At 72.0% G+C, this 19,071-nt stretch carries 20 protein-coding genes and 3 tRNA genes; 14 read left to right on the top strand and 9 right to left on the bottom strand.

The window, feature by feature from the left end; genetic code table 11:
• The first annotated feature begins 291 nt into the window (after window positions 1-291).
• The 6 genes from yabP (at window position 292) to THESUDRAFT_RS00230 (ending at window position 3,181) form a co-directional block, all read left to right on the top strand.
• Window positions 292-588, top strand: a complete 297-nt coding sequence (yabP, locus tag THESUDRAFT_RS00255) for a sporulation protein YabP (RefSeq protein WP_006902695.1) — start codon at window positions 292-294, stop codon at window positions 586-588.
• A gap of 46 nt (window positions 589-634) precedes the next feature.
• Window positions 635-1,303, top strand: a complete 669-nt coding sequence (gene yabQ, locus THESUDRAFT_RS00250; protein ID WP_006902694.1) for a spore cortex biosynthesis protein YabQ — start codon at window positions 635-637, stop codon at window positions 1,301-1,303.
• 155 nt (window positions 1,304-1,458) lie between these two features.
• Window positions 1,459-1,719: a sigma factor-like helix-turn-helix DNA-binding protein gene (locus tag THESUDRAFT_RS00245; RefSeq protein WP_006902692.1), complete on the top strand. Its 261-nt coding sequence runs from the start codon at window positions 1,459-1,461 to the stop codon at window positions 1,717-1,719.
• Window positions 1,720-2,287: 568 nt separating this feature from the next.
• Window positions 2,288-2,605: an FtsB family cell division protein gene (locus THESUDRAFT_RS13640; RefSeq protein WP_169328688.1), complete on the top strand. Its 318-nt coding sequence runs from the start codon at window positions 2,288-2,290 to the stop codon at window positions 2,603-2,605.
• 36 nt (window positions 2,606-2,641) lie between these two features.
• Window positions 2,642-2,725: transfer RNA gene (locus THESUDRAFT_RS00235), tRNA-Leu, on the top strand.
• 228 nt (window positions 2,726-2,953) lie between these two features.
• Window positions 2,954-3,181 (top strand): hypothetical protein, encoded by a 228-nt coding sequence (locus tag THESUDRAFT_RS00230; RefSeq protein ID WP_006902689.1) that lies wholly within the window; start codon window positions 2,954-2,956, stop codon window positions 3,179-3,181.
• Between the two features lie 216 nt (window positions 3,182-3,397).
• Here the strand turns inward: THESUDRAFT_RS00230 and THESUDRAFT_RS00225 are convergent, their stop codons facing one another.
• On the bottom strand, window positions 3,398-4,381 hold the full coding sequence (locus THESUDRAFT_RS00225; protein ID WP_423219080.1) for a Na/Pi symporter: 984 nt from the start codon (window positions 4,379-4,381) through the stop codon (window positions 3,398-3,400).
• A 590-nt stretch (window positions 4,382-4,971) separates the two neighbouring features.
• Window positions 4,972-5,961 (bottom strand): thioredoxin-disulfide reductase, encoded by a 990-nt coding sequence (trxB, locus tag THESUDRAFT_RS00220; RefSeq protein ID WP_006902686.1) that lies wholly within the window; start codon window positions 5,959-5,961, stop codon window positions 4,972-4,974.
• 512 nt (window positions 5,962-6,473) lie between these two features.
• Between trxB and THESUDRAFT_RS00215 the strand changes: the two genes are divergently transcribed.
• Entirely contained in the window at window positions 6,474-6,965 is a 492-nt protein-coding gene (locus tag THESUDRAFT_RS00215; protein ID WP_006902685.1) for a flavin reductase family protein, read from the top strand.
• A 185-nt stretch (window positions 6,966-7,150) separates the two neighbouring features.
• On the top strand, window positions 7,151-7,684 hold the full coding sequence (locus THESUDRAFT_RS00210) for a hypothetical protein (RefSeq protein ID WP_006902684.1): 534 nt from the start codon (window positions 7,151-7,153) through the stop codon (window positions 7,682-7,684).
• Window positions 7,685-7,692: 8 nt separating this feature from the next.
• Here THESUDRAFT_RS00210 and sufU read toward each other — a convergent pair whose 3' ends face one another.
• The 4 genes from sufU to sufC form a co-directional block, all read right to left on the bottom strand.
• Window positions 7,693-8,091, bottom strand: coding sequence for a Fe-S cluster assembly sulfur transfer protein SufU (sufU, locus tag THESUDRAFT_RS00205; RefSeq protein WP_006902683.1), 399 nt, complete (start codon window positions 8,089-8,091; stop codon window positions 7,693-7,695).
• A gap of 99 nt (window positions 8,092-8,190) precedes the next feature.
• Window positions 8,191-9,483: a SufS family cysteine desulfurase gene (locus THESUDRAFT_RS00200; protein ID WP_006902682.1), complete on the bottom strand. Its 1,293-nt coding sequence runs from the start codon at window positions 9,481-9,483 to the stop codon at window positions 8,191-8,193.
• Window positions 9,484-9,568: 85 nt separating this feature from the next.
• The gene (gene sufD, locus THESUDRAFT_RS00195) at window positions 9,569-10,891 is read right to left on the bottom strand and encodes a Fe-S cluster assembly protein SufD (RefSeq protein ID WP_006902681.1); all 1,323 of its coding nucleotides are present in this window, start codon (window positions 10,889-10,891) and stop codon (window positions 9,569-9,571) included.
• Window positions 10,892-10,918: 27 nt separating this feature from the next.
• Entirely contained in the window at window positions 10,919-11,698 is a 780-nt protein-coding gene (sufC, locus tag THESUDRAFT_RS00190; RefSeq protein WP_006902680.1) for a Fe-S cluster assembly ATPase SufC, read from the bottom strand.
• Window positions 11,699-11,955: 257 nt separating this feature from the next.
• Between sufC and THESUDRAFT_RS00185 the strand changes: the two genes are divergently transcribed.
• From THESUDRAFT_RS00185 to THESUDRAFT_RS00165, 5 genes are all read left to right on the top strand, one after another.
• Window positions 11,956-13,044: a M42 family metallopeptidase gene (locus THESUDRAFT_RS00185; RefSeq protein ID WP_006902679.1), complete on the top strand. Its 1,089-nt coding sequence runs from the start codon at window positions 11,956-11,958 to the stop codon at window positions 13,042-13,044.
• Between the two features lie 298 nt (window positions 13,045-13,342).
• Window positions 13,343-13,708: a succinate dehydrogenase, cytochrome b556 subunit gene (gene sdhC / locus THESUDRAFT_RS00180; RefSeq protein ID WP_006902678.1), complete on the top strand. Its 366-nt coding sequence runs from the start codon at window positions 13,343-13,345 to the stop codon at window positions 13,706-13,708.
• 12 nt (window positions 13,709-13,720) lie between these two features.
• Window positions 13,721-14,098, top strand: coding sequence for a succinate dehydrogenase/fumarate reductase transmembrane subunit (locus tag THESUDRAFT_RS00175; protein WP_006902677.1), 378 nt, complete (start codon window positions 13,721-13,723; stop codon window positions 14,096-14,098).
• A gap of 6 nt (window positions 14,099-14,104) precedes the next feature.
• A complete protein-coding gene (gene sdhA, locus THESUDRAFT_RS00170) occupies window positions 14,105-15,856 on the top strand; it encodes a succinate dehydrogenase flavoprotein subunit (RefSeq protein WP_207635407.1) in 1,752 nt (583 codons plus the stop codon).
• A gap of 55 nt (window positions 15,857-15,911) precedes the next feature.
• Complete coding sequence (locus tag THESUDRAFT_RS00165) at window positions 15,912-16,604, top strand: succinate dehydrogenase iron-sulfur subunit (RefSeq protein WP_242823321.1); 693 nt, start codon at window positions 15,912-15,914, stop codon at window positions 16,602-16,604.
• Between the two features lie 209 nt (window positions 16,605-16,813).
• Here the strand turns inward: THESUDRAFT_RS00165 and THESUDRAFT_RS00160 are convergent, their stop codons facing one another.
• Complete coding sequence (locus tag THESUDRAFT_RS00160) at window positions 16,814-17,629, bottom strand: hypothetical protein (RefSeq protein WP_006902674.1); 816 nt, start codon at window positions 17,627-17,629, stop codon at window positions 16,814-16,816.
• A gap of 247 nt (window positions 17,630-17,876) precedes the next feature.
• Here THESUDRAFT_RS00160 and THESUDRAFT_RS00155 point away from each other — a divergent pair, with 247 nt between their 5' ends.
• Window positions 17,877-18,431: a cob(I)yrinic acid a,c-diamide adenosyltransferase gene (locus THESUDRAFT_RS00155; protein ID WP_006902673.1), complete on the top strand. Its 555-nt coding sequence runs from the start codon at window positions 17,877-17,879 to the stop codon at window positions 18,429-18,431.
• Window positions 18,432-18,675: 244 nt separating this feature from the next.
• Here THESUDRAFT_RS00155 and THESUDRAFT_RS00150 read toward each other — a convergent pair.
• Window positions 18,676-18,748, bottom strand: a tRNA-Lys gene (locus THESUDRAFT_RS00150).
• 132 nt (window positions 18,749-18,880) lie between these two features.
• Window positions 18,881-18,954, bottom strand: a tRNA-Met gene (locus tag THESUDRAFT_RS00145).
• Between the last annotated feature and the right edge of the window lie 117 nt (window positions 18,955-19,071).

Here is a 19,071-nt window from a genome sequence, read left to right as displayed (position 1 = left end):
CCCTCCTGGAGGGGGGCCGCCCCGGGCACCCCCGCCAGGGTGCCGGTCCTTGTGCTTTCGGCGGCCGGCGGCGGGCGGCCGCGGGGTTGCCTTAACGGATCCCCGCGGCGCTGCCCGTGGGCCGGGGTGCCCCGCCGGCAACCGGCCATCGAGGTCCGCCACGGCCGGGACACCGGCCCGGTACATAGCCCCTTCCCCCGGGCATATCCATGAGCGAGGGCACCAGCCACATCCATGGATCGGGGGCCTGGCAGGCCCCCTGCCAGGGCGGTAGGGAAGGAGGTCCGGGCCGTGGCCGAGGGCCAGGCTGCGCCGGGCAACCGGGGTCGCCACACCCTGACGCTGGCCGGGCGGGAACGGCTGGAGCTGGACGGCGTCCAGCGGGTGGAGAACTTCGACGACCACACGGTGGTGCTGGAAACGGTGATGGGCCGCCTGACCATCCGGGGCGAGGGGCTGCACATCCACGAACTCAACCTGGAGGAGGGGCGGCTGCGCATGACGGGCCGGGTTTCCCTGCTGGCCTACGATGACTCCACCCAGCGCCGCCGCGACCGCCGCAACCTGCTGGAGCGTCTGCTGAAGTGAAGGGGCCCGCAGGCCCACACCGGCAGGAACCGGAGGCGGGCGGCCGATGTTCCCCCTGACCGTGCAGTTGTACATGCTTGCCGTCAACGTGGCCCTGGGCCTCACCCTGGGCTTTCTCTTTGATGCCTGCCGCGCCCTGCGTGCCGTCCTGGGCGGCGGCCGGCCGCCCCGCCGCCCCTGGCTGGACGCCCTGCTGGACGGGGCCTTCTGGGCGCTGGCCCTGCCTCTGGTGCTTCTGGCCTGGGGATGGGGCAACTGGGGCCAGGTGCGCACCTTCACCTTCCTGGGCCTGGCCCTGGGCCTGGGGGTTTACGCCGGGCTGGGCTCACCCTTCCTCTATCCCGCCCTGGCAGCGACCTACCGGGCCACCAGCCAGGGCACCCTCCGGTTCATCCGGTGGAACCGGCGTGCCGCCGGCGCCCTGGGGCGGGGCTGCCGGTGGGTGGTACGCAGCCTGGCGCTGCTGGTGCGGTGGCTGCTCAAGCCGGTGACCATCCCCCTGGGCTGGCTGCTGGCACCCGTCTCCATTCCGGTGCAAAGGCACTTCATCGACCCCTGCCGGGCCGCCCTGCGACGCCACCTTCTCGATCCCTGGCGCCGGTACCGGGCGGCGGCCGGCCGCCGGCTGTCCGGGCAGTGGAACCGGCTGCGGGCCGTCCTGGCCGCCTTGATCGGGCCCCACCAGGGCGCGCCACCCCCGCCCCCGGCGGGGTGACGGCCGGCGGCGGATCCCAGGTGGGGGACCGGCAGGAATCCCCCTTCCCCCGGCGAACCGTACCCGGTACCTGCTGTATAAAGTTTGTCCACAGTATGTGTGTAATTTGTGGATAACCTCGCTCGAGGGCGGACATCGGGGGTCGCCAGCCGGCCATGCGCATCGAGATTCGCGGGGCCGAGCGCCTGAGCTTTCGCGAGCGCCAGGTGGTCGTCCTGAAGGAGACGGGCTACAGCACCGAGGCCATCGCCCGCCGCCTGGGGCTGGCGCCCGGCACCGTGGCCACCCTCTACAACCGGGCGCGCAGCAAGGGCTACGAGGTGGTCATCGTCGTCGACGGCGACCCGCTGCGGTTGTTCGGCGAAGGCGACGAGGAAGCGCTGGACGGTGAAGGCGGCGGCGAAGAGATCCGCTAAAGGACGCCTGATGGCGGCTTGCCGGCACCGCCGGCGCACCGAGGGGTTGCAAGGGCCAGCCAGAGACGCCCAGGGGCCGTGGCCTGGCGGGCCGCCCCGAGCCGTCCGCGGGGTGGGGATGGAGGGTACGGTGCCAGGGCCACAGGCCGCGGTGACGCAGGGAGGTTGGGCAGGGATGCCGGTTCGTCCGGTGGGAACTCGCTGGATGCGCCAGGGGGAGCCGGGGTGGACGGGACGGGAAGGTGACGGCCGGGCTCCCGGCGCCGGGGATGCGTTACGGGCGGAGCGCGGCGGGCGCGGCCCCGGCACCGGTCCGGACGGTAGCGTCCTGGCGGGCGCCGGGCGCCCTTCGCCCAACCCTTCGAGCCGGGCGCGGATCGCCGGCCGGGGCACCCCGCAGGGCCGGGCGGCGGCACACCGGGCCGCGGCGGCTTCCGTCACGCCCCTGCGGCCGGTAACGGGAGGCGGCGGTGCCCGTGCGGGGCGCGCCGTTGCCGGGTTCCACCGCGGTCCTGGGCAGGCAGCCGGTCCCGGTTGGCCGCCCGGGGCCGGTGGGCGGGGGGCGCCGGTGCCCGGGCCGGGGCGCCGTCCCGTACGGCGGCGTCTCCGGCTGCGCCTGGGGCGGCTGGCGGCAGTGGTGGTGGCCGCCTACCTGCTCTCGGGGCTCGTCCTTCAGCAGTGGGCCCTCTGGCAGGCGCGCCAGGAACTGCGCGCGCTGGACCGGCAGGTCCAGGTCCTGCAGGACCGGGCGGCCGAGCTGGAGGCGGCCCGCCGGCGGATCCAGGATCCGGCCTACGTGGACGAGACGGCCCGGGAACGCCTGGGGCTGGTGCAGCCGGGCGAGACGGTCATCCAGCTGGTGGACGAGCCTGCGGCGGCGCACTAGAATTATGGGCGCGGCGCCTCGGGCGCTGCGCCTCCGGCCGGGGTGTCGGAATCGGCAGACGAGGCGGACTTAAAATCCGCTGGGCGCAAGCCCGTGTGGGTTCGAGGCCCACCCCCGGCACAGGCCATAAAGCAGCCTGGCCAACGCGGTCTCCCGCCCGGCGCAGCGGTACCCTTGCGGCGAGGCCGCGCTGCAAACCGTCCCCGCGGGCCGCTTTCTAATCCCTTATCTAATCCCGTTCGAGTCCCTTTCGAGTCCCGTTCCAATCCTCCGGCTGCGGTGCCATCGCCTGGCTGGTCGCGGGTCGCTGCGCCTGTTACCATCGGAAGGGTGGGAGGTGGAGTTGGCATGGGAGGAGAGCTTGGAACCCTGCTTCTCAAGCTGGTTCTCGCCCTGGTGGGCGGCGGCCTCACCATCGTCGGCCTTGCCGGTTTGATTCAGGGCAGCCTTTCGAGCCTGCGGGTGCCCAACCGGGTCGTGGCCACGGTGGTCTTCGTCGTGGGCCTGGCCCTGGTCACCATCTTCGGTGAGCCCGATCTGGTCACCAAGATCATGGCCGCCATGGGCGGTTCCTGAGCCTTAAGCCCGCGGTGCCGGCAGCGTCCGCAGTCCCCGCCGGGGCACCGTGCCTTCGTGCGCGAGGGCGGGCAGGCGCCCCGGTTGATGCCCCATCGCCTGCGGGGTGGTGCGGGATTCGACCATGCGGTGTCCCGGGCGCCGGGCGGGCGGTGCCGGGCCTCGCGGGCGGTGCCGGTGCCGCAGCGCCATCGGGACCGTGAACTTGCCACGCCGTCACGCTGGAGGCGGGCCGCCGCTTGGTGCCCGCCTTTTTTCGTCCCCTACCCAGGGCCAGACCAGGACGGCACCCAGCACGTTGAAGAGGGTGTGGGCCCATGCCACCTGGCGAGCAGGGTCGGAAGACAGCCCGCGCGCCACGGCGGCCAGCAGGGGCCCCAGGGGAACCGCCGCCAGCGCATTCAGCAGGTTCATCCCCAGGTGGAACAGGGCCAGGTCCAGGGCCACGCCCCGCAGAAGCAGGCCCGCCAGCAACACGTCGCTGGTCGTCCCCACGTTGGCGCCGTAGACCACCGGCAGGGCCTGTTCCATCCGGAGGAACCCGGCCGAGACGGCGCGCTGCAGCACGGCCAGTACCGCGCTGCTGGACAGCGCCCCGGCGGACAGGACGAGGCCGGCGGCGAATCCGGCCCAGGGCTGCTGGACCCAGGCCAGCCAGTCGGGTTCCGGGCTCCCCGCGGGGCCGGCCGGACCCGGGGTGGCGCCGGCTGGACCGGCCAGGGTCACCAGGGCGCGGCCCAGGCCGTCCAGTGCAGCCAGCGCGGCACCCAGGCCCAGGGCAGCCAGGCCTGCGGCCCGCACCGTTGCCCGGCGCCACCCCAGCACTGCCGCCACCAGGCCGCCGCCGGCCAGCAGGATGGCCAGGCCCAGGTGGGGCGTGGCCGTGAGATGGGCGGTGAGGGTGGTTCCCAGATTGGCGCCCACCAGGGCGGCGCGACCTGCCGGGCGGCGCACCCAGCCCGCGGCGGCGGCCGCCAGCAAGAGCAGGCTGAAGCTACTGGACGACTGCAACAGGGCGGTCACGGCCAGGCCGGCCACCAGCCCCTGCCAGGGGCCGGCATCCTGCAGGCGCCGCACCGCGTCGTCCAGCCGGTGGCCGGCGGCCTGCCGCAGGCTCCAGGTCATCAGGGCCAGGCCCGCCGCCAGGCCGCCCAGGTGGATCATGACGTCGATCCAAAGGGGTGCGCCCAACGGTTTCACCTTCTCCGGCGCAGGCTCCTGGTCCAGGTTTATGACGCGCGCCGGAGCGGTAGGCGGCCCACGGGCACAGGGCCTCTAAATGGCACGGGGGCCGGCCCGGCCGGGTGACCGGCGCCGGGTCCCGTCCCGATGTGCAGAAGAAGGGCAGCAAGGGGGCCTGGCTGGGGAATCCCCCGTGCCCCCCAACCGCCAGCGCCACGGGCCACAACGAAGCCCGGGGCCGGCCGCCGCACGGCGACCGGCCCCGGAAGACGGCTCCTGTTACTCGAGGCGCGCGAGCGCGCTAGCGGCGGATCAGGCGGGCGACCAGCATGGCCGCCGCGGCACCCACCGCCGAGATCACCCAGTTGGGGATTCGGGTCTTGGCCCGGGTGCGCATGCTCAGGCGCATGGGACCACCCCCGTCGCTAGCGTGTGCGGCGCAGGCGGCCCGCTCCCCTGGGAATGCCTAGTGCCGGCCACCGGCTTCCGGCCACCGGGCTTGGGTCCCGCGCCTGAGGGCCTGCGCCCTCATGGCGCGGCAGCGAACCGGCCGGTACGGTCGCCCGGTGCCGGCGACGGGCCCGGGCGGGAGACCCGGAGCCACCCGCCTAGCGGCCGCCTCCGTTGGACGCCACATCCTGGCCCTGGGCGGCCGGCACCGCGCCGGCGGGCGGCACCACGTCGCTGGTCCCTTCCAGGAACCAGGCGGCCTCCATGGCGGCCTTGCACCCCTCCGCCGCCGCCGTCACCGCCTGGCGGTAGCGGTGGTCGCGCACATCTCCCGCCACGAAGACGCCCGGGATGCTGGTGCGCGGGCCGTCGGCGACGACGTAGCCGCGTTCGTCCAGGTCCAGATGGCCCCGCAGGAAGTCGGTGTTGGGCTTGTGGCCGATGGCCACGAAGACTGCGGCGCACGGGATCTCGCTGGTCTGGCCGGTCTTCACGTTGCGAACGCGCACGCCTTCGACCTTCTCCTCGCCCAGGATGTCCTCGACCACCGTATCCCAGACGAACCGGATCTTGTCGTTCGCCATGGCCCGCTCCTGCATGATCTTGCTGGCGCGCAGCCGGTCGCGGCGGTGGACCACCGTCACCGAGCGGCAGATGCGGGCCAGGTAGAGGGCCTCTTCCATGGCGGTGTCGCCGCCACCCACCACCACCACGTCCTGATCCCGGAAGAAGGCTCCGTCGCAGGTGGCGCAGCTGGAGACGCCGCGACCCATGAGCCGCTTCTCGCCGGGCAGGCCCAGCCACTTGGCCGAAGCGCCCGTGGCCAGGATCACGGCGTCGGCCTCCAGCTCCGTGGAGCCGACCTGAAGGCGGAAGGGCCGGCGGCTGAAATCCACACCGGTCACGTCACCGTCGACGAACCGGGCCCCGGCCCGCTCGGCCTGCTGGCGCATGCGGGCCATCAGGTCCGGCCCCAGGATCCCCTCGGGAAAGCCTGGGAAGTTCTCCACCTCGGTGGTGAGCATCAGCTGGCCGCCGGCTTCCCACCCCGCCACGACGGTGGTATCCAGGTTGGCCCGCGCGGCATAGATCGCCGCCGTCAGGCCGGCGGGGCCGGAGCCGACGATGACCACACGCTGGGAGGACATATTTCCTCACCTACCTTCGCCCACATTTTATATCAAGATGCCTGGCAGCACCCGGTAGCCCTGGCCCGCGGCGCCCGCTGGCCCCCGCTCGCGGCGCCTGCTGGTCCCCGCCCGCGGCGCTCCGGCGGCGCCGGGCGGCCGGAGGTCCCGGCAGCGGGCCGTCCGCTGCAGCCAGGCGCTTGCCCCGGCCGATGCTGCCGCCGGGCAAAAGCTCGCGGCAGGCCCGGAGGATCGCCCCCCAGGCCTGGGCGCGGCCACGAGGGCGCGGGGCCTGCCCGGCGGCGCCGGGGCTCGAGCCGCCACCTCCCGGCAGCCACCGGTTTTTGCCGCGGGCCCCGCCCTTCGGATATGATGAAGAGCGGGCTGCAGCCCGCCGGCGTGCCGGCGGCGGGCGCAGGACCCGCCCCTGGCGGCAGTCCGGGCGGCGCCTGCCGGCGCGGTGCCCCGGGGGCGCGCCCTGCGACCGGAGACGGCCGCCCGCCGCGGGTTGCCCCGCGGAAGGAGGGCGCCCGATGCCGATCGTTCCCCAGTTGCTGCGCCAGGCCATGGGGCAGTTTGCCACGGGGGTCACCTTGATCACCGCCGAGGTGCAGGGGGCCGTCCACGCCATGACGGCCAATGCGGTGACGTCGGTGTCCCTGGAGCCGCCCCTGGTCCTGGTGTGCGTGGGACGGGACCGGGTCATGCACGGTGTGCTGGAGCAGGCGGGACGGTACGGGATCAACGTCCTGTCCGCCGAACAGGAGCCCCTGGCCCGGTATTTTGCGCGCCAGACCGACCAGGAGCCGCCCTATCGCTTCCTGAAAGAGCCGCCCCGGGCTCCCCGCCTGGAAGGCGCCCTGGCCTACCTGGACTGCCGCATCGTGGAGAGCCTGCCCGGTGGCGACCACACCATCTTCCTGGCCGAGGTGGACCACGCCGAAGTCCAGGGTGGCGACCCGCTGCTGTTCTTCGCCGGCCGCTACGCCCGGCTGGCGGGACAGCCGGCGCCCACGGCCCGGTAGGGACTCCTGGGGCAGCGGCCGGCCCGGCGCGTGGCGGTGGCCGGCCCCCGGCCCGCCGCGCCCCCGGCGCGCTCCAGGCCGCGTCCCGGCGGCCGCACCTTGCCGGGCGGGATCGCCGGCCGGCGCGGGCCCGTGCACGGGTGGCCACCGCGGGATCGCTGGCATGGCAAAAGGGGGAGCTGCAGGTGGACGAGCGCGGCCGGGCGCCGGCGGTTCCGGGGCCCGGCGACTGGACCGGGCGGGATTCCTTCCTGGCCTGGACCAAGAGCCGGCGGGCGGAGGAGCTGCTGAACCGCCTTCCGGAGGCGGCGCGGCAAGGCTGGACCTTCGAGCGGCTGGTCGAGCTGCTTACGGCGCTGGGGCTCTCCCAGCCCCGGCAGTACCTGGAGGCGGGCTGGTGGGTCCCGGAGGCCGTGCGGCGGGACCCGCCCCGCTCGGAGGCCCTTTACCAGCGGGTCCAGGAGGCCATGGCGGCGGGGCGCCTTCCCCCCGCCGATGCCCCGTACACGTGGGACGACGTCCGGCGGCTGGTGGAGCTGTGCGGCTTTACGGCCGACCAGCTGCTGGCCCAGCTGGCCTATGTGTACGCCCTGACCATGGGCGAGACCATCTTTGTCGAGACGGCCGCGCGGGTTGCCGGCGCGCCGGCCGAAGGCCAGGGCGCTCGTCCCTCCGAAGGGCGGGGCGCGGGTCCCCCCGGAGACCAGAAGGGGGGCTAAGCCTGAGGTCAAGCCGGGCCCCCGGCCTGTTCCGCCTCATAGCGGTAGATGCCGGCCTGCAGGACCTTCAGAGCCAGCAGGGCGCACTTGAGCCGCACCGGGCTCAAGGGAATCCCCAGGAGGGCCAGGACGTCGTCCTTGTCCATGGCCTTGATCTCCTCCAGGGTCTTGCCCTGGACCGCTTCGGTCAGCATGGAAGCCGACGCCTGGCTGATGGCGCAGCCGCGGCCGTCAAAGGCGGCTGCTTCCACCCTGCCTTGGGGATCCAGCCGTACTTCGAAGCGTATCTGATCGCCACAGAGAGGGTTCAGATCCTCGTTCCGGATCTGGGCGTCCTCCAGGTGGCCGCGGTTGCGCGGGTTGCGGTAGTGGTCCAGGATGTTTTCCCGGTAGAAATCGCTGCCCACGGGTGATGCCTCCCCAACAGGCCGTCCCCGCCCTTCGCCGGGCCGCCGTCCCGGACCCCTGGCCGGGGGTGGCGGTGCCCGGGCGCCTCCTTCGGGCGTTCAGGAACCGGCCAGCAGGCGCCGGGCCTTTTCGATCCCGTCGACCAGCCGGTCCACGTCGTCCCGATCATTATAGATGTAGAAGCTGGCCCGGGCGGTGGCGACCACGCCCAGGTGGCGGTGCAGGGGTTGGGTGCAGTGGTGGCCGGCTCGGATGGCCACGCCCTCGCCGTCCAGCACCTGGGCCAGGTCGTGGGGGTGGACTCCCTCCAGGGTGAAGCTGAGCACACCGCCCCGGTGTTCGGGGCCCGGGCCGTAAAGGACCAGCCCCGGCACCTGTTGCAGCCGCTCCCAGGCGTAGCGCACCAGCTCGCGCTCGTGGGCGGCCACCGCCTCCAGACCCAGCCGCTGCAGGTAGTCCAGGGCCGCGGTGAAGGCCGCCGCCTCGGCGATGGGGGGCGTCCCCGCCTCGAAGCGCTGGGGCGGATCGGCCCAGGTGGACCGGTCCACCTCCACCCGCCGGATCATCCCGCCCCCGCCCAGCAGGGGTTCCATCTCGGCCAGCCGCTCCCGGCGGCCGTAGAGCACGCCCAGGCCGGTGGGACCCAGCATCTTGTGGGCGGAAAAGGCCAGGAAGTCGGCTCCCAGGGAACCCACGTCCACGGGCAGGTGGGGGACGCTCTGAGCCCCATCCACCACGACCACCGCGCCGGCGGCGCGGGCTTGCCGGGCCAGCTCCGGAACGGGATTGATGGTGCCCAGGACGTTGGACATGTGGGCCAGGGCCACCACCCGGGGGCGGTGGGCCTCCAGGAGGCGGGTGAAGGCCTCCGTGTCCAGCCGCCCGTCGGGCGTCAGCGGCACGGCCCGCAGCTGGAATCCTCCCCGGGCCGCCACCTGCTGCCAGGGCACCAGGTTGCTGTGGTGCTCCATCAGGGTGACCAGGATGGTATCCCCGGGCTGCAGGTGATGGAAGGCCCAGCCCCAGGCGACCATGTTGAGGGCTTCCGTGGTGCCGCGGGTGAAGACGATTTCGTCCTCGCAGGCACCGAGGAAGGCGGCGGTGCGGGCCCGCGCCCCCTCGTAGGCCGCCGTCGCCTCCTCGGCCAGGGTGTGGATGCCCCGGTGGACGTTGGCGTTGCTCTCGCGGTAGAACGCGGCCAGGGCGTCGATGACCGCGGCGGGCTTCTGGGAGGTGGCGGCGCTGTCCAGGTAGGCCAGCGGGCGCCCGTGCACCGTGCGCTGCAGGATGGGAAAGTCGCGGCGCAGGACCGCCGGGTCGAAGGCGGGTGCGCCCTTGGCGCCGGCCGGTGGAACCGCATCACCGGCCGGCGGCTGAACGGAGGTGGCCATGGCCCCAGGCCTCCTTGCATCGCGGGGGTCGAGGGCGCGAGCGCGGGCCGTCCCGGCCCGCGCTCGGCGCCTGCGCGACTCCTTTTCAGACCACCTTTTCCAGGACCAGCTCGCTGATGCGTTCCTGGGCCGCCTCGTTGGGGATCTTGCCCAGGAGCGGCTCAAAGAACCCGCTGACCAGCAGGCGCCGGGCCTGCTTTTCGTCCAGGCCGCGGCTGCGCAGGTAGAACAGCTGCTCCTGGTCGATCTGGCCCACGGTGGCACCGTGGCTGGCCTTGACATCGTCGGCCTCGATCTCGAGGCTCGGGATGTCATCCAGCACCTTCGCCTCGGGCGAGAGGATCAGGGTGTTGCTGCTCAGGTAGTCCTCGCTCTTGTGGGCGCCCCGATCGATGCGGATCAGCCCCTGGTAGACCAGCCGGGAGGCACCCGTCAGGATGCCCCGGGCCGTCATGTTGCCGAAGGTGCTGGGGGCGCCGTGCCGGCTGCGGGTAAAGAGGTCGAAGTGCTGCTGGCCCGCCGCGGCGTAGGCCAGGATGTGCTCCATGCTGGCGCCGGGTTCGACCATATCCAGGAAGAACTGGTGGCGGGTCTGGTTCCCGCCGAAGAAGCCCGTGGTGACCCGCAGGGTCGCATCCCGCCGGACCACGCCGGCCTTCTGGGAGAACTCCCGCACCGGGCCGCGCCAGTTCTGAAAGCTGACGTAATTCAAGCGGGCGGCCGGCTGCACGTGAATCTCCAGCTGGCCGGTGTAGAGGGCCGCTTCCGCCAGGTCATGGGCGTCGCTCTCGTCGAACAGGGTCGCCTCGGCCTGCTCGTCCACCACCACCAGGCCGTGACCGGAGACGCTGGCCCCCGCCGCCCGGCCGGTGATCAGGTTGACCAGGTAGATCGGCTTTTCCACCACCAGGCCCCGCGGCACGTAGACGAAGAAGCCTCCGGTCCAGAAGGCCGCGTGCAGGGCGGCGAAACGGTCGGCACCGGCGTCCAGGCCGCTCTGCATGAAGTACTTCTGCACCAGTTCCCCGTGGGTCCGGGCGGCGGTGTGCAGGTCGGAGACCACGAGACCCCGTTCGGCCAGGGCCGGGTCCAGGTGGGTCACCTCCACCCGGCCGTCCACCTGGACGGCGATGGCGGCGGCCTCTGCCGCGGGCGGCAGGGAGGCCTCGGCCCAGGCCGGCAGCGCCGAGGCCGGCGCCACGGGCCGGAGCCGTTCCAGCTTCAGGTCATCCACCCGGGTATGCCGCCAGGACGGCAGGGGCAGCTCGGAAAAGATGCGGAAGGCTTCCCGCCGGCGCTCCACCAGCCAGTCGGGCTCGTCGTGGGCGCGAGCGATGCGGTCCACCAGCTCGGCCGTGAACCCCTGCGCCTGCGCCAGGGTTTCCAGGTTGTCCACGGACTTGGCCATCGTCCTTCCCCTCCTGCCTCGGCGGCCTCAGCCGACCTGCGCCTTGATCCAGTCGTAACCCTTGGCTTCCACCTCTTCGGCCAGCTCACGGCCGCCGGAACGGACGATGCGCCCGTCGACCATGATGTGGACGAAGTCGGGCTCGATGTACTTCAGGATGCGCTGGTAGTGGGTGATGATGATGGCGCCCAGCTCCGGCCCCCGCAGGCCGTTGAAGACCCGGGCCACGTCCTTGAGGGCGTCGATGTCCAGGCCGGAGTCCGTCTCGTCCATGATGGCGAACTTGGGCTTCAGCACCGCCATCTGGAGCATCTCGCCCTTCTTCTTCTCGCCGCCGGAGAAGCCTTCGTTCAGGTAGCGGCGGGTGAAGGAGGGATCCCAGCGCAGCTGCTCCAGGGCGCCCTCGATCTCCTTTTGCAGGGCAGCCAGGGCGGCCAGGTTCTTCCCCGACCCGGCGGGGCCCGACGGCGCTTCGCCCCGCACGGAGTTCACGGCGGTGCGCAGGAAGTTGGCCACGGTCACGCCGGGCACTTCCTGAGGATACTGGAAGGCGAGGAACAGGCCCTTGCGCGCCCGCTCGTCCGGCGGCAGCTCCAGCAGGTTCTCGCCGTCCAGAAGGACCTCGCCGCCGGTCACCTCGTAGCGGGGGTGGCCCATCAGGGTGTACGCCAGCGTGCTCTTGCCGGACCCGTTGGGGCCCATGATGGCGTGGACCTCGCCCTGCCGGACCGTCAGGTTCACGCCCTTGAGGATTTCCTTGTCTTCAACGTTGCAGCGCAGCTCGCGGATCTCCAGCGTCGACGCCATCGGCGTGACCTCCTCCGTCAGCCGGCACGCATCGCCGCCGCGCGGAGGCGGCGGCGGCCGGGACTTTTGATGGCCAGTTCTCAATTTATAATACTTTTAAATGCCGGGGCTGGCAAACACGGCCGGGCTCAGCCGGGGGAAGGGTGGAAGCGCAGGCCCCCCGACGGGGCCGCCGCCCACCCCAGCGGGAAGGCGCCGGCGGGGGCCGGCCCCGGGGCCATGGCAAGGCCATGGTGATCGCGAAAGGATGGGTGCCGATGGCCGACTGGCAGCATACCGCCCGGCTTTTAGAGGAACTGGCCGAGGCGCCGGGTGTACCCGGCGAGGAGGATGCGGTCCGGCAGGTACTGCGCCGGTACCTGGCGCCGGTGGCGAAGCTGGAGCAGGACCACCTGGGCAGCCTCATCGCCCGGCGGCAGGGCAGCGCCCTGCGGCCCCGGGTGTTGCTGGCGGCCCACATGGACGAAGTGGGCTTCATGGTCCGGCGCATCACCGACGAGGGTTTCATCAAGTTCCAGCCCCTGGGCGGCTGGTGGGGGCAGGTCCTCCTGGCCCAGCGGGTGGTGATCCACACCCGCAAGGGCCCGATCCTCGGGGTGATCGGTTCCAAGCCGCCCCACCTCCTGCCGGCCGACGAGCGCAAGAAGCCCGTGGAGCTCAAGGCGATGTTCATCGACATCGGCGCCCGCAGCCGCCAGGAAGCCGAGGAGTGGGGCATCCGCCCGGGCGATCCGGTGGTGCCCTACGGGCCCTTCACCCGCCTCCGCAATCCCGAGCTGGTCCTGGCCAAGGCCCTGGATGACCGGGCGGGCTGTGCCATCATCGTCCGGGTGATGGAAGAACTGGCCGCGGGCGGCCATCCCAACACGGTCTACGGGGTGGCCACGGTGCATGAAGAGGTGGCCCGCACCGGCGGTGGTGCCCGGACCTCGGCCTTTGCCGTGGACCCCGACGTGGCCATCGCCGTGGACGTGGGCATCGCCGGCGACATGCCCGGTGTTGAGCCCGATGAAGCCCAGAGCCGCCTGGGCCGCGGGCCCACGGTGCTGCTTTACGACAGCAGCATGGTGCCCCACCGGCGGCTCAGGGACCTGGTGGCCGAGACGGCGGAGGCCGAGGGCATTCCCTACCAGTTCGACATGATGCCGGGCGGAGCCACCGACGCCGGGTTCTTCCACGTGCACGGGCGCGGCGTCCCTTCGGTGGTGGTGGGGCCGCCGGCCCGGTACGTCCACAGCCACGGCGCCATCGTGCACCTGGCGGACGTGGAGCACACGGTGCGGCTTCTGGTGGCCCTGGTCAAACGGCTGGATGAGGCGACGGTGGCGGCGCTGCGCCAGGGTTAGCAGCCCGGATGCGGCGAGCCTCCCGCCAGGGCGGGAGGCGGGCCCGTCACCGGCCCGCTTGCCGGCCGGCTGAAGGCCGGCTGAGGACCGGCGGGGCGAAGTTGACTTCGCCCCGCCGCTGTTCTTACTTTGAGTTGGGAAGGCAGGAAAACCCCTGCAAGGGCGGCAGCGCCGGTCTTTTCTTTTCGTAGGCGGGTTGTCTCGTAGGCGGGTTGTCCGCGGCGGGTTGCCGGTGGCGGGGTTTCCAGAGGGCGGGGTTTCCAGACCGGTCGCCAGCTTGCTTGAGAGGAGGGTCGGGATGGGCCTCTACCGCGGCTACCGCGGCAGCCAGGGCCAGTGGGCGTGGATGCTCCACCGGCTGAGCGGCGTGGGCATCATGCTCTTTTTGATGATGCACATCGTCGACACCTTCCTGGCCGGGTTCGGACCGCAGGTGTACGACCACGTGATGGCGATCTACCGGGCACCGCTGTTCATGGTGCTGGAGGTGGTGCTGGTCGGCGGCGTGGTGTACCACGCGGTCAACGGCCTGCGGGTGATCATCATCGACTTCTGGCCCAACGCGTTGCGGTGGCACAAGTCGCTGATCGTGGCGGAAGTCATCGTCTTCCTGGTGCTCTTCATCCCGGCGGCGGTCATCATGCTGGGCCGCCTCTTCGGCTAGGGGGGTGGCGGGGTGTCGTACGGAGAAGGAAGCCCGCGCCCGGCCAGCGGGTTCGAGCTGTGGTCCTGGTTCTTCATGCGGATCTCCGGTCTGCTGCTGGTCTTTCTCGTCCTGGGGCACCTCTACATCATGCATATCCTCAACAGCGTGGAAATCATCGACTACAACTTCGTCGCCCGGCGCTTGGCCAACATCGGATGGCGCACCTACGACTGGGTGATGCTGGCCCTGGCGCTCTTCCATGGGGCCAACGGGATCCGGGTCATCATCGACGACTACGCCCACCGGCCGGGATGGCGTACCTTCTGGCTGACGCTGCTCTACGTGGTGACGTTCATCCTGCTGGTCCTGGGCACCGTGGTCCTGGTGACCTTCCCGTTCCCGGCCTGATCGGGGGTGTCTGCGATTCGTATCCACCGGCATCAGTTTGACGCCGTCATCGTCGGCGCCGGCGGCGCCGGCTTGCGGGCGGCGGTGGAACTGGCCAAGTATCCCGACCTCAAGGTGGCCGTGGTCAGCAAGCTGTACCCCTCCCGCTCCCACACCGGCGCGGCCCAGGGCGGCATCGGCGCGGCCCTGGGCAACATCGAAGAGGACCACTGGGAGTGGCACATGTTCGACACGGTGAAGGGCAGCGACTACCTGGGTGACCAGGACGCCATCGAGGTCATGTGCAAGGAAGCGCCCGAAGCCGTGTACGAGCTGGAGCACATGGGCTTGCCCTTCAGCCGCACCGAGGACGGTCGGATCAACCAGCGGCGCTTCGGCGGGCACACCAAGGAGTTCGGCAAGGCACCCGTCCACCGCTCCTGCTTTGCTGCCGACCGCACCGGCCACATGATCCTGCAGACCCTCTACCAGCAGTCCATCAAGCACGGCGTGCGCTTCTTCGACGAGTTCCACGTGGTCGACCTGATCATGGACGGGCGGCGGGTAGCCGGAGTGGTGGCCATCGAGCTGGCCACGGGCGACCTGCACGTCTTCCATGCCAAGGCCACGCTGTTCGCCACCGGCGGCGCCGGCCGCATGTTCAAGGTCACCAGCAACGCGCTGGCCTTGACGGGCGACGGCTTGGCCATCGCCTTCCGCCACGGCATCCCCCTTGAGGACATGGAGTTCTTCCAGTTCCACCCCACGGGCATCTACCGCCTGGGGATCCTGATCACCGAAGGGGCCCGGGGCGAGGGCGGCATCCTGCGCAACCGGCACGGCGAGCGTTTCATGGAGCGGTACGCGCCCACCATCAAGGACCTGGCGCCGCGCGACGTGGTCTCGCGGGCCATCTACCTGGAGATCCGCGAGGGGCGCGGCATCGACGGCAAGGACTACGTCCACCTGGACCTCACCCACCTGAGCCGCGACATCATCGAGACGCGCCTGCCCGACATCACCGACTTCGTCCGCACCTACCTGGGCATCGACCCGGTGGAGGAACCCATCCCCATCCAGCCCACCGCCCACTACGAGATGGGTGGCATCCCGACCGACGTGGACGGGCGGGTGATCTGGGACGCGCAGAACACCCCCGTGGAAGGCTTCTACGCCGCAGGCGAATGCGCGTGCGTCTCGGTGCACGGGGCCAACCGCCTGGGCACCAACTCCCTCCTGGACCTGGTGGTGTTCGGGCGGCGGGCAGGCCGCCACATGGCCCGGTATGCCCGCGAGTCGGACTGGCCGGCCCTGCCCGGGGACGCGACGGACTGGGCCCGGGAGCAGGTGGAGCGGTTCCTCACCCGCCAGAAGGGCGAGAAGATCGGTGCCATCCGGGCACGGTTGCAGGAAGAGATGATGGACAAGGCCGGGGTCTTCCGTACGGAAGAAGGCCTGACGGAGATGGAGGGCATCCTGAAGGAGCTGGAGGCCCAGTACCAGGAGGCCGCCATCGACGACCGCGGCCGCATGTACAACACGGACCTGCTGGAGGCCCTGGAACTGGGCAACCTGCTGGAGTGCGCGCGGGCGACGGTGGTGGCCGCCCGGAACCGGAAGGAAAGCCGGGGCGGGCACGCCCGCGAGGACTACCCCAAGCGCGATGACGCCAACTGGCTCAAGCACACGCTGCTCTACCGGGAGCCCGACGGGTCGGTCCGGATCGATTACAAGCCGGTGGTCATCACGCGCTTCCAGCCCCAGGAGCGCAAGTACTGAATCCGGGGGAGGCCGGCACCCACGGCAACGGTCACGGGGAGTGAGAACCTTGCAGGTGACGCTGCGCATCCGGCGCTACAATCCGGAGCAGGATCGGGAGCCCCACTGGGAGGAATACCGGCTTGAGGCGGACCCCACCGATCGGGTCCTGGACCTTTTGAACCGGGTCAAGTGGGAGGTCGACGGCACCCTGGCCTACCGGCGGTCCTGCGCCCACGGGGTCTGCGGCTCCGACGCCATGATCATCAACGGCAAGGCCCGGCTGGCGTGCAAGACCCTGGTCAAGGAGCTGTCCCAGCCCATCACCGTGGAACCCATGCGGGGCTTCCGGGTCAAGAAGGACCTGATCGTGGACTTCACCGGTTTCTTCGCCGCATACCGGTCCATCAAGCCTTACCTGATCAACCACGACCCGGAGCCCGAGCGGGAGCGGCTGCAATCCCCCCACGACCGGGAGCGCTTCGACGACACGACCAAGTGCATCCTCTGCGGTTGCTGCACCACGTCGTGCCCGTCCTTCTGGGCCAATCCCGACTACGTGGGCCCGGCCGCCATCGTCAACGCCCACCGCTTCATCTTTGACAGCCGGGACCAGGCGGCCGACGAGCGGCTGCGCATCCTGAACTCCCGCGACGGGGTCTGGCGCTGCCGCACCATCTTCAACTGCACCGAGGCCTGCCCGCGGGGTATCGAGGTGACCCGCGCCATCCAGGAGGTCAAGCGCGCCATCCTGCTGGGGCAGCGCTGAGCCGTTGCGCGAACGGCGTCGAACGGCATCGGGGCCGTGGGGGACGAACCCGGCCTGCCCGGGAGGGAACCGTCAGCGCCCGCACCCCGGCCGGAAGGGCGAGGGGTGAGGCGTGAGGCCCGGGCCGCCGGGGACCCGGCGGGGCCTCGCCTCCCGCGGGAGCCGGGAGGGGGAAGTGGCGGCCCACCGCAGGGCCGGGCGTGCCCCGCCTACGGGGCTGGCAAGGTCGCCTGGCCGGGTTCGCCCACCACCAGGTGGACGGCCTGCCACCGGCCCGCCAGCCGAGCGAACCGGATCCAGGCGGGCCGCGTGGTGCCGCCGTCGGAGACGTCGTAGCGGGCGACCACCTGCCCGTCCCGCAGGAGCACCAGCTGGGCGAGGGTGACCTGGCGGGCGCGCCAGCCCTGGCGGGCCGCCGCCTGGCCCAGGATCTCGCTGCCCGCGGCGGCCAGCTCCGGCGCGAACTGGCGCAAAAACACGCGGGCATCGGCGGCCGAGCCCACGGCGATGGGCGGGCCGCCCTCTTCGTATGCGGCGGGCGTGGTGTCCCCCTCCAGGGCGATGCTGAGGCCGGCCTGGGCGGGCACGGCGGCGGGAACCCCCGGCAGCCAGCCGACCCGCGGGGTGGCCAGCATCCAGGGCAGGCCCGCCAGCAGGGCCAGGAGGAGCAGGAGGGCCCAGGGACCTGCGGGCAGGCTGGAGTACGAAGCGCCCGCCCGGCGCGGGTTCGAGCCGGGGACCCGGAGACCGGCGGCGGAGGGATCTTGCCCGCCCCGGCCGGCGGCAGCCGCTTCGCTTCCCGGTCCCGGCGTGGGGCCGCTGCTGAAGGACAGGGACGCCGCTGGGGAGGAAGAGAGCAGCCGGCGGAGCAAGGGATTCCCCGAAGGGGGCCGCGAACCGGGTGGCCTGGCGATGGCAGCCTCCGGCGGGCCCGCGGGAACCGGCGGGTTCGTCCGGGAACGGAGGCGGGCCGGCCGGCTGCTGCGGAGACTCCAGAGGATGTGCGGCAAACGCGCCTGCTTCATGGCTTGTGCACCCCCTGCACCCTATGCGCGCCGGGGGCGGGCCTAGACCGGGCGTCACGGCCGCGCCGCGTCATGCGACGGTGACCCCGACAGCCGGTCGCAGGGGATACGGTTCACGGGCGAAGGGCCAGCGGAGGCATCCCAGATCCTTTCCATGTCCGGGCCAGAGGCGCACCCGCCGGCGCGCTCCGCGCGGGCCCCGGTGAGCGGAACCCCTCGGGACCGGTGGACGACGGGAGGGAACGGAATGAAGATCTACACCCGGACGGGCGATGCCGGCGAGACGGGCATGCTGGGCGGCGGCCGGGTTCCCAAGGCCCATCCCAGGGTCGAAGCCTATGGCGCCGTGGACGAGTTGAACGCCGCCCTGGGCTGGGCGGCGGCGCTGCTGGACGGCGCCGACCCGGCGCCGGTGATCCACCAGCTGCAGCAGGAGTGCTTTGCGCTGGGGGCGGATCTGGCGGCGCCGCCGGGTCCCGCCCGGGAGGCGGCGACGGGCCTGCCCCGGGTGACGGCCCAGCAGGTGCAGGCGCTGGAGGGCCTGATCGACCGGTATGACGCCCAGTTGCCGCCGCTGCGGCAATTCATCCTGCCCGGCGGCGCGCCGGCGGCCGCGGCCCTGCACCTGGCGCGCACGGTGGCGCGGCGGGCCGAGCGCAGGGTCGCCGCCCTGGCCGCCCAGGAGGAAGTCAACCCCGTGGTCCTCCAGTACCTGAACCGCTTGTCGGACCTGCTGTTCGTGCTGGCGCGCTGGGTCAATCACCGGGCGGGCGTGCCCGATGTCCCGTGGCAGCCCCAGTGACCGTGGGACAGGAGCCCATGCAGGACCCGCCCCGCTCCCTGCGCCGCGTCCCGCGCCACGATCCCCGGCGCGCACAGCGGTGGATCCGGCGTGACGGGGAGGGGGACCAGTGCCCAACGTGCGCGGCCCACGGTCAGGACAGGCTTCCGTGGCGCCCGGCTCCCGTTCCTGTCACAGTCCGGTCCAGCGGCGCTTTTGCGCGGGGCCGAAAAGCAAGAAACCCGCGCCGTGCGCGGGTTTCTTGTAGGCCCTGTGGGACTCGAACCCACAACACCCTGATTAAGAGTCAGGTGCTCTGCCAGTTGAGCTAAGGGCCTGCGTGCCGGATCCCATTATACCATGGCGCCCACGGCCTGGTGAAGCGGCAGGAGCCGGTACCCGGGCGCCGCGACCGGTATCCGGCAGCTGTACGCGGAGCACCGCGGCGCACAGGCCGCGGCATCCGACGGTAGCGGCGGGTGGATTCGAACCACCGACCCTGCGGGTATGAACCGCATGCTCTAACCAACTGAGCTACGCCGCCCCACGTATCTCCCACGATGGCCTGCAACGGCCGCCGCGGGCCCGGCAGCCGCCACCCGCAAGACGGTCCCGCCGGCTGCCGGGGCGCTCGCGCGCTCGCAAGGCCTATTATAGGGAC

Origin of the sequence: Thermaerobacter subterraneus DSM 13965 (genome assembly GCF_000183545.2) — a bacterium.
Classification (GTDB): domain Bacteria; phylum Bacillota; class Sulfobacillia; order Thermaerobacterales; family Thermaerobacteraceae; genus Thermaerobacter; species Thermaerobacter subterraneus.
The sequence above is the reverse complement of the archived record's forward strand: the minus strand, read 5'-3'. Positions and strand labels throughout refer to the sequence as shown.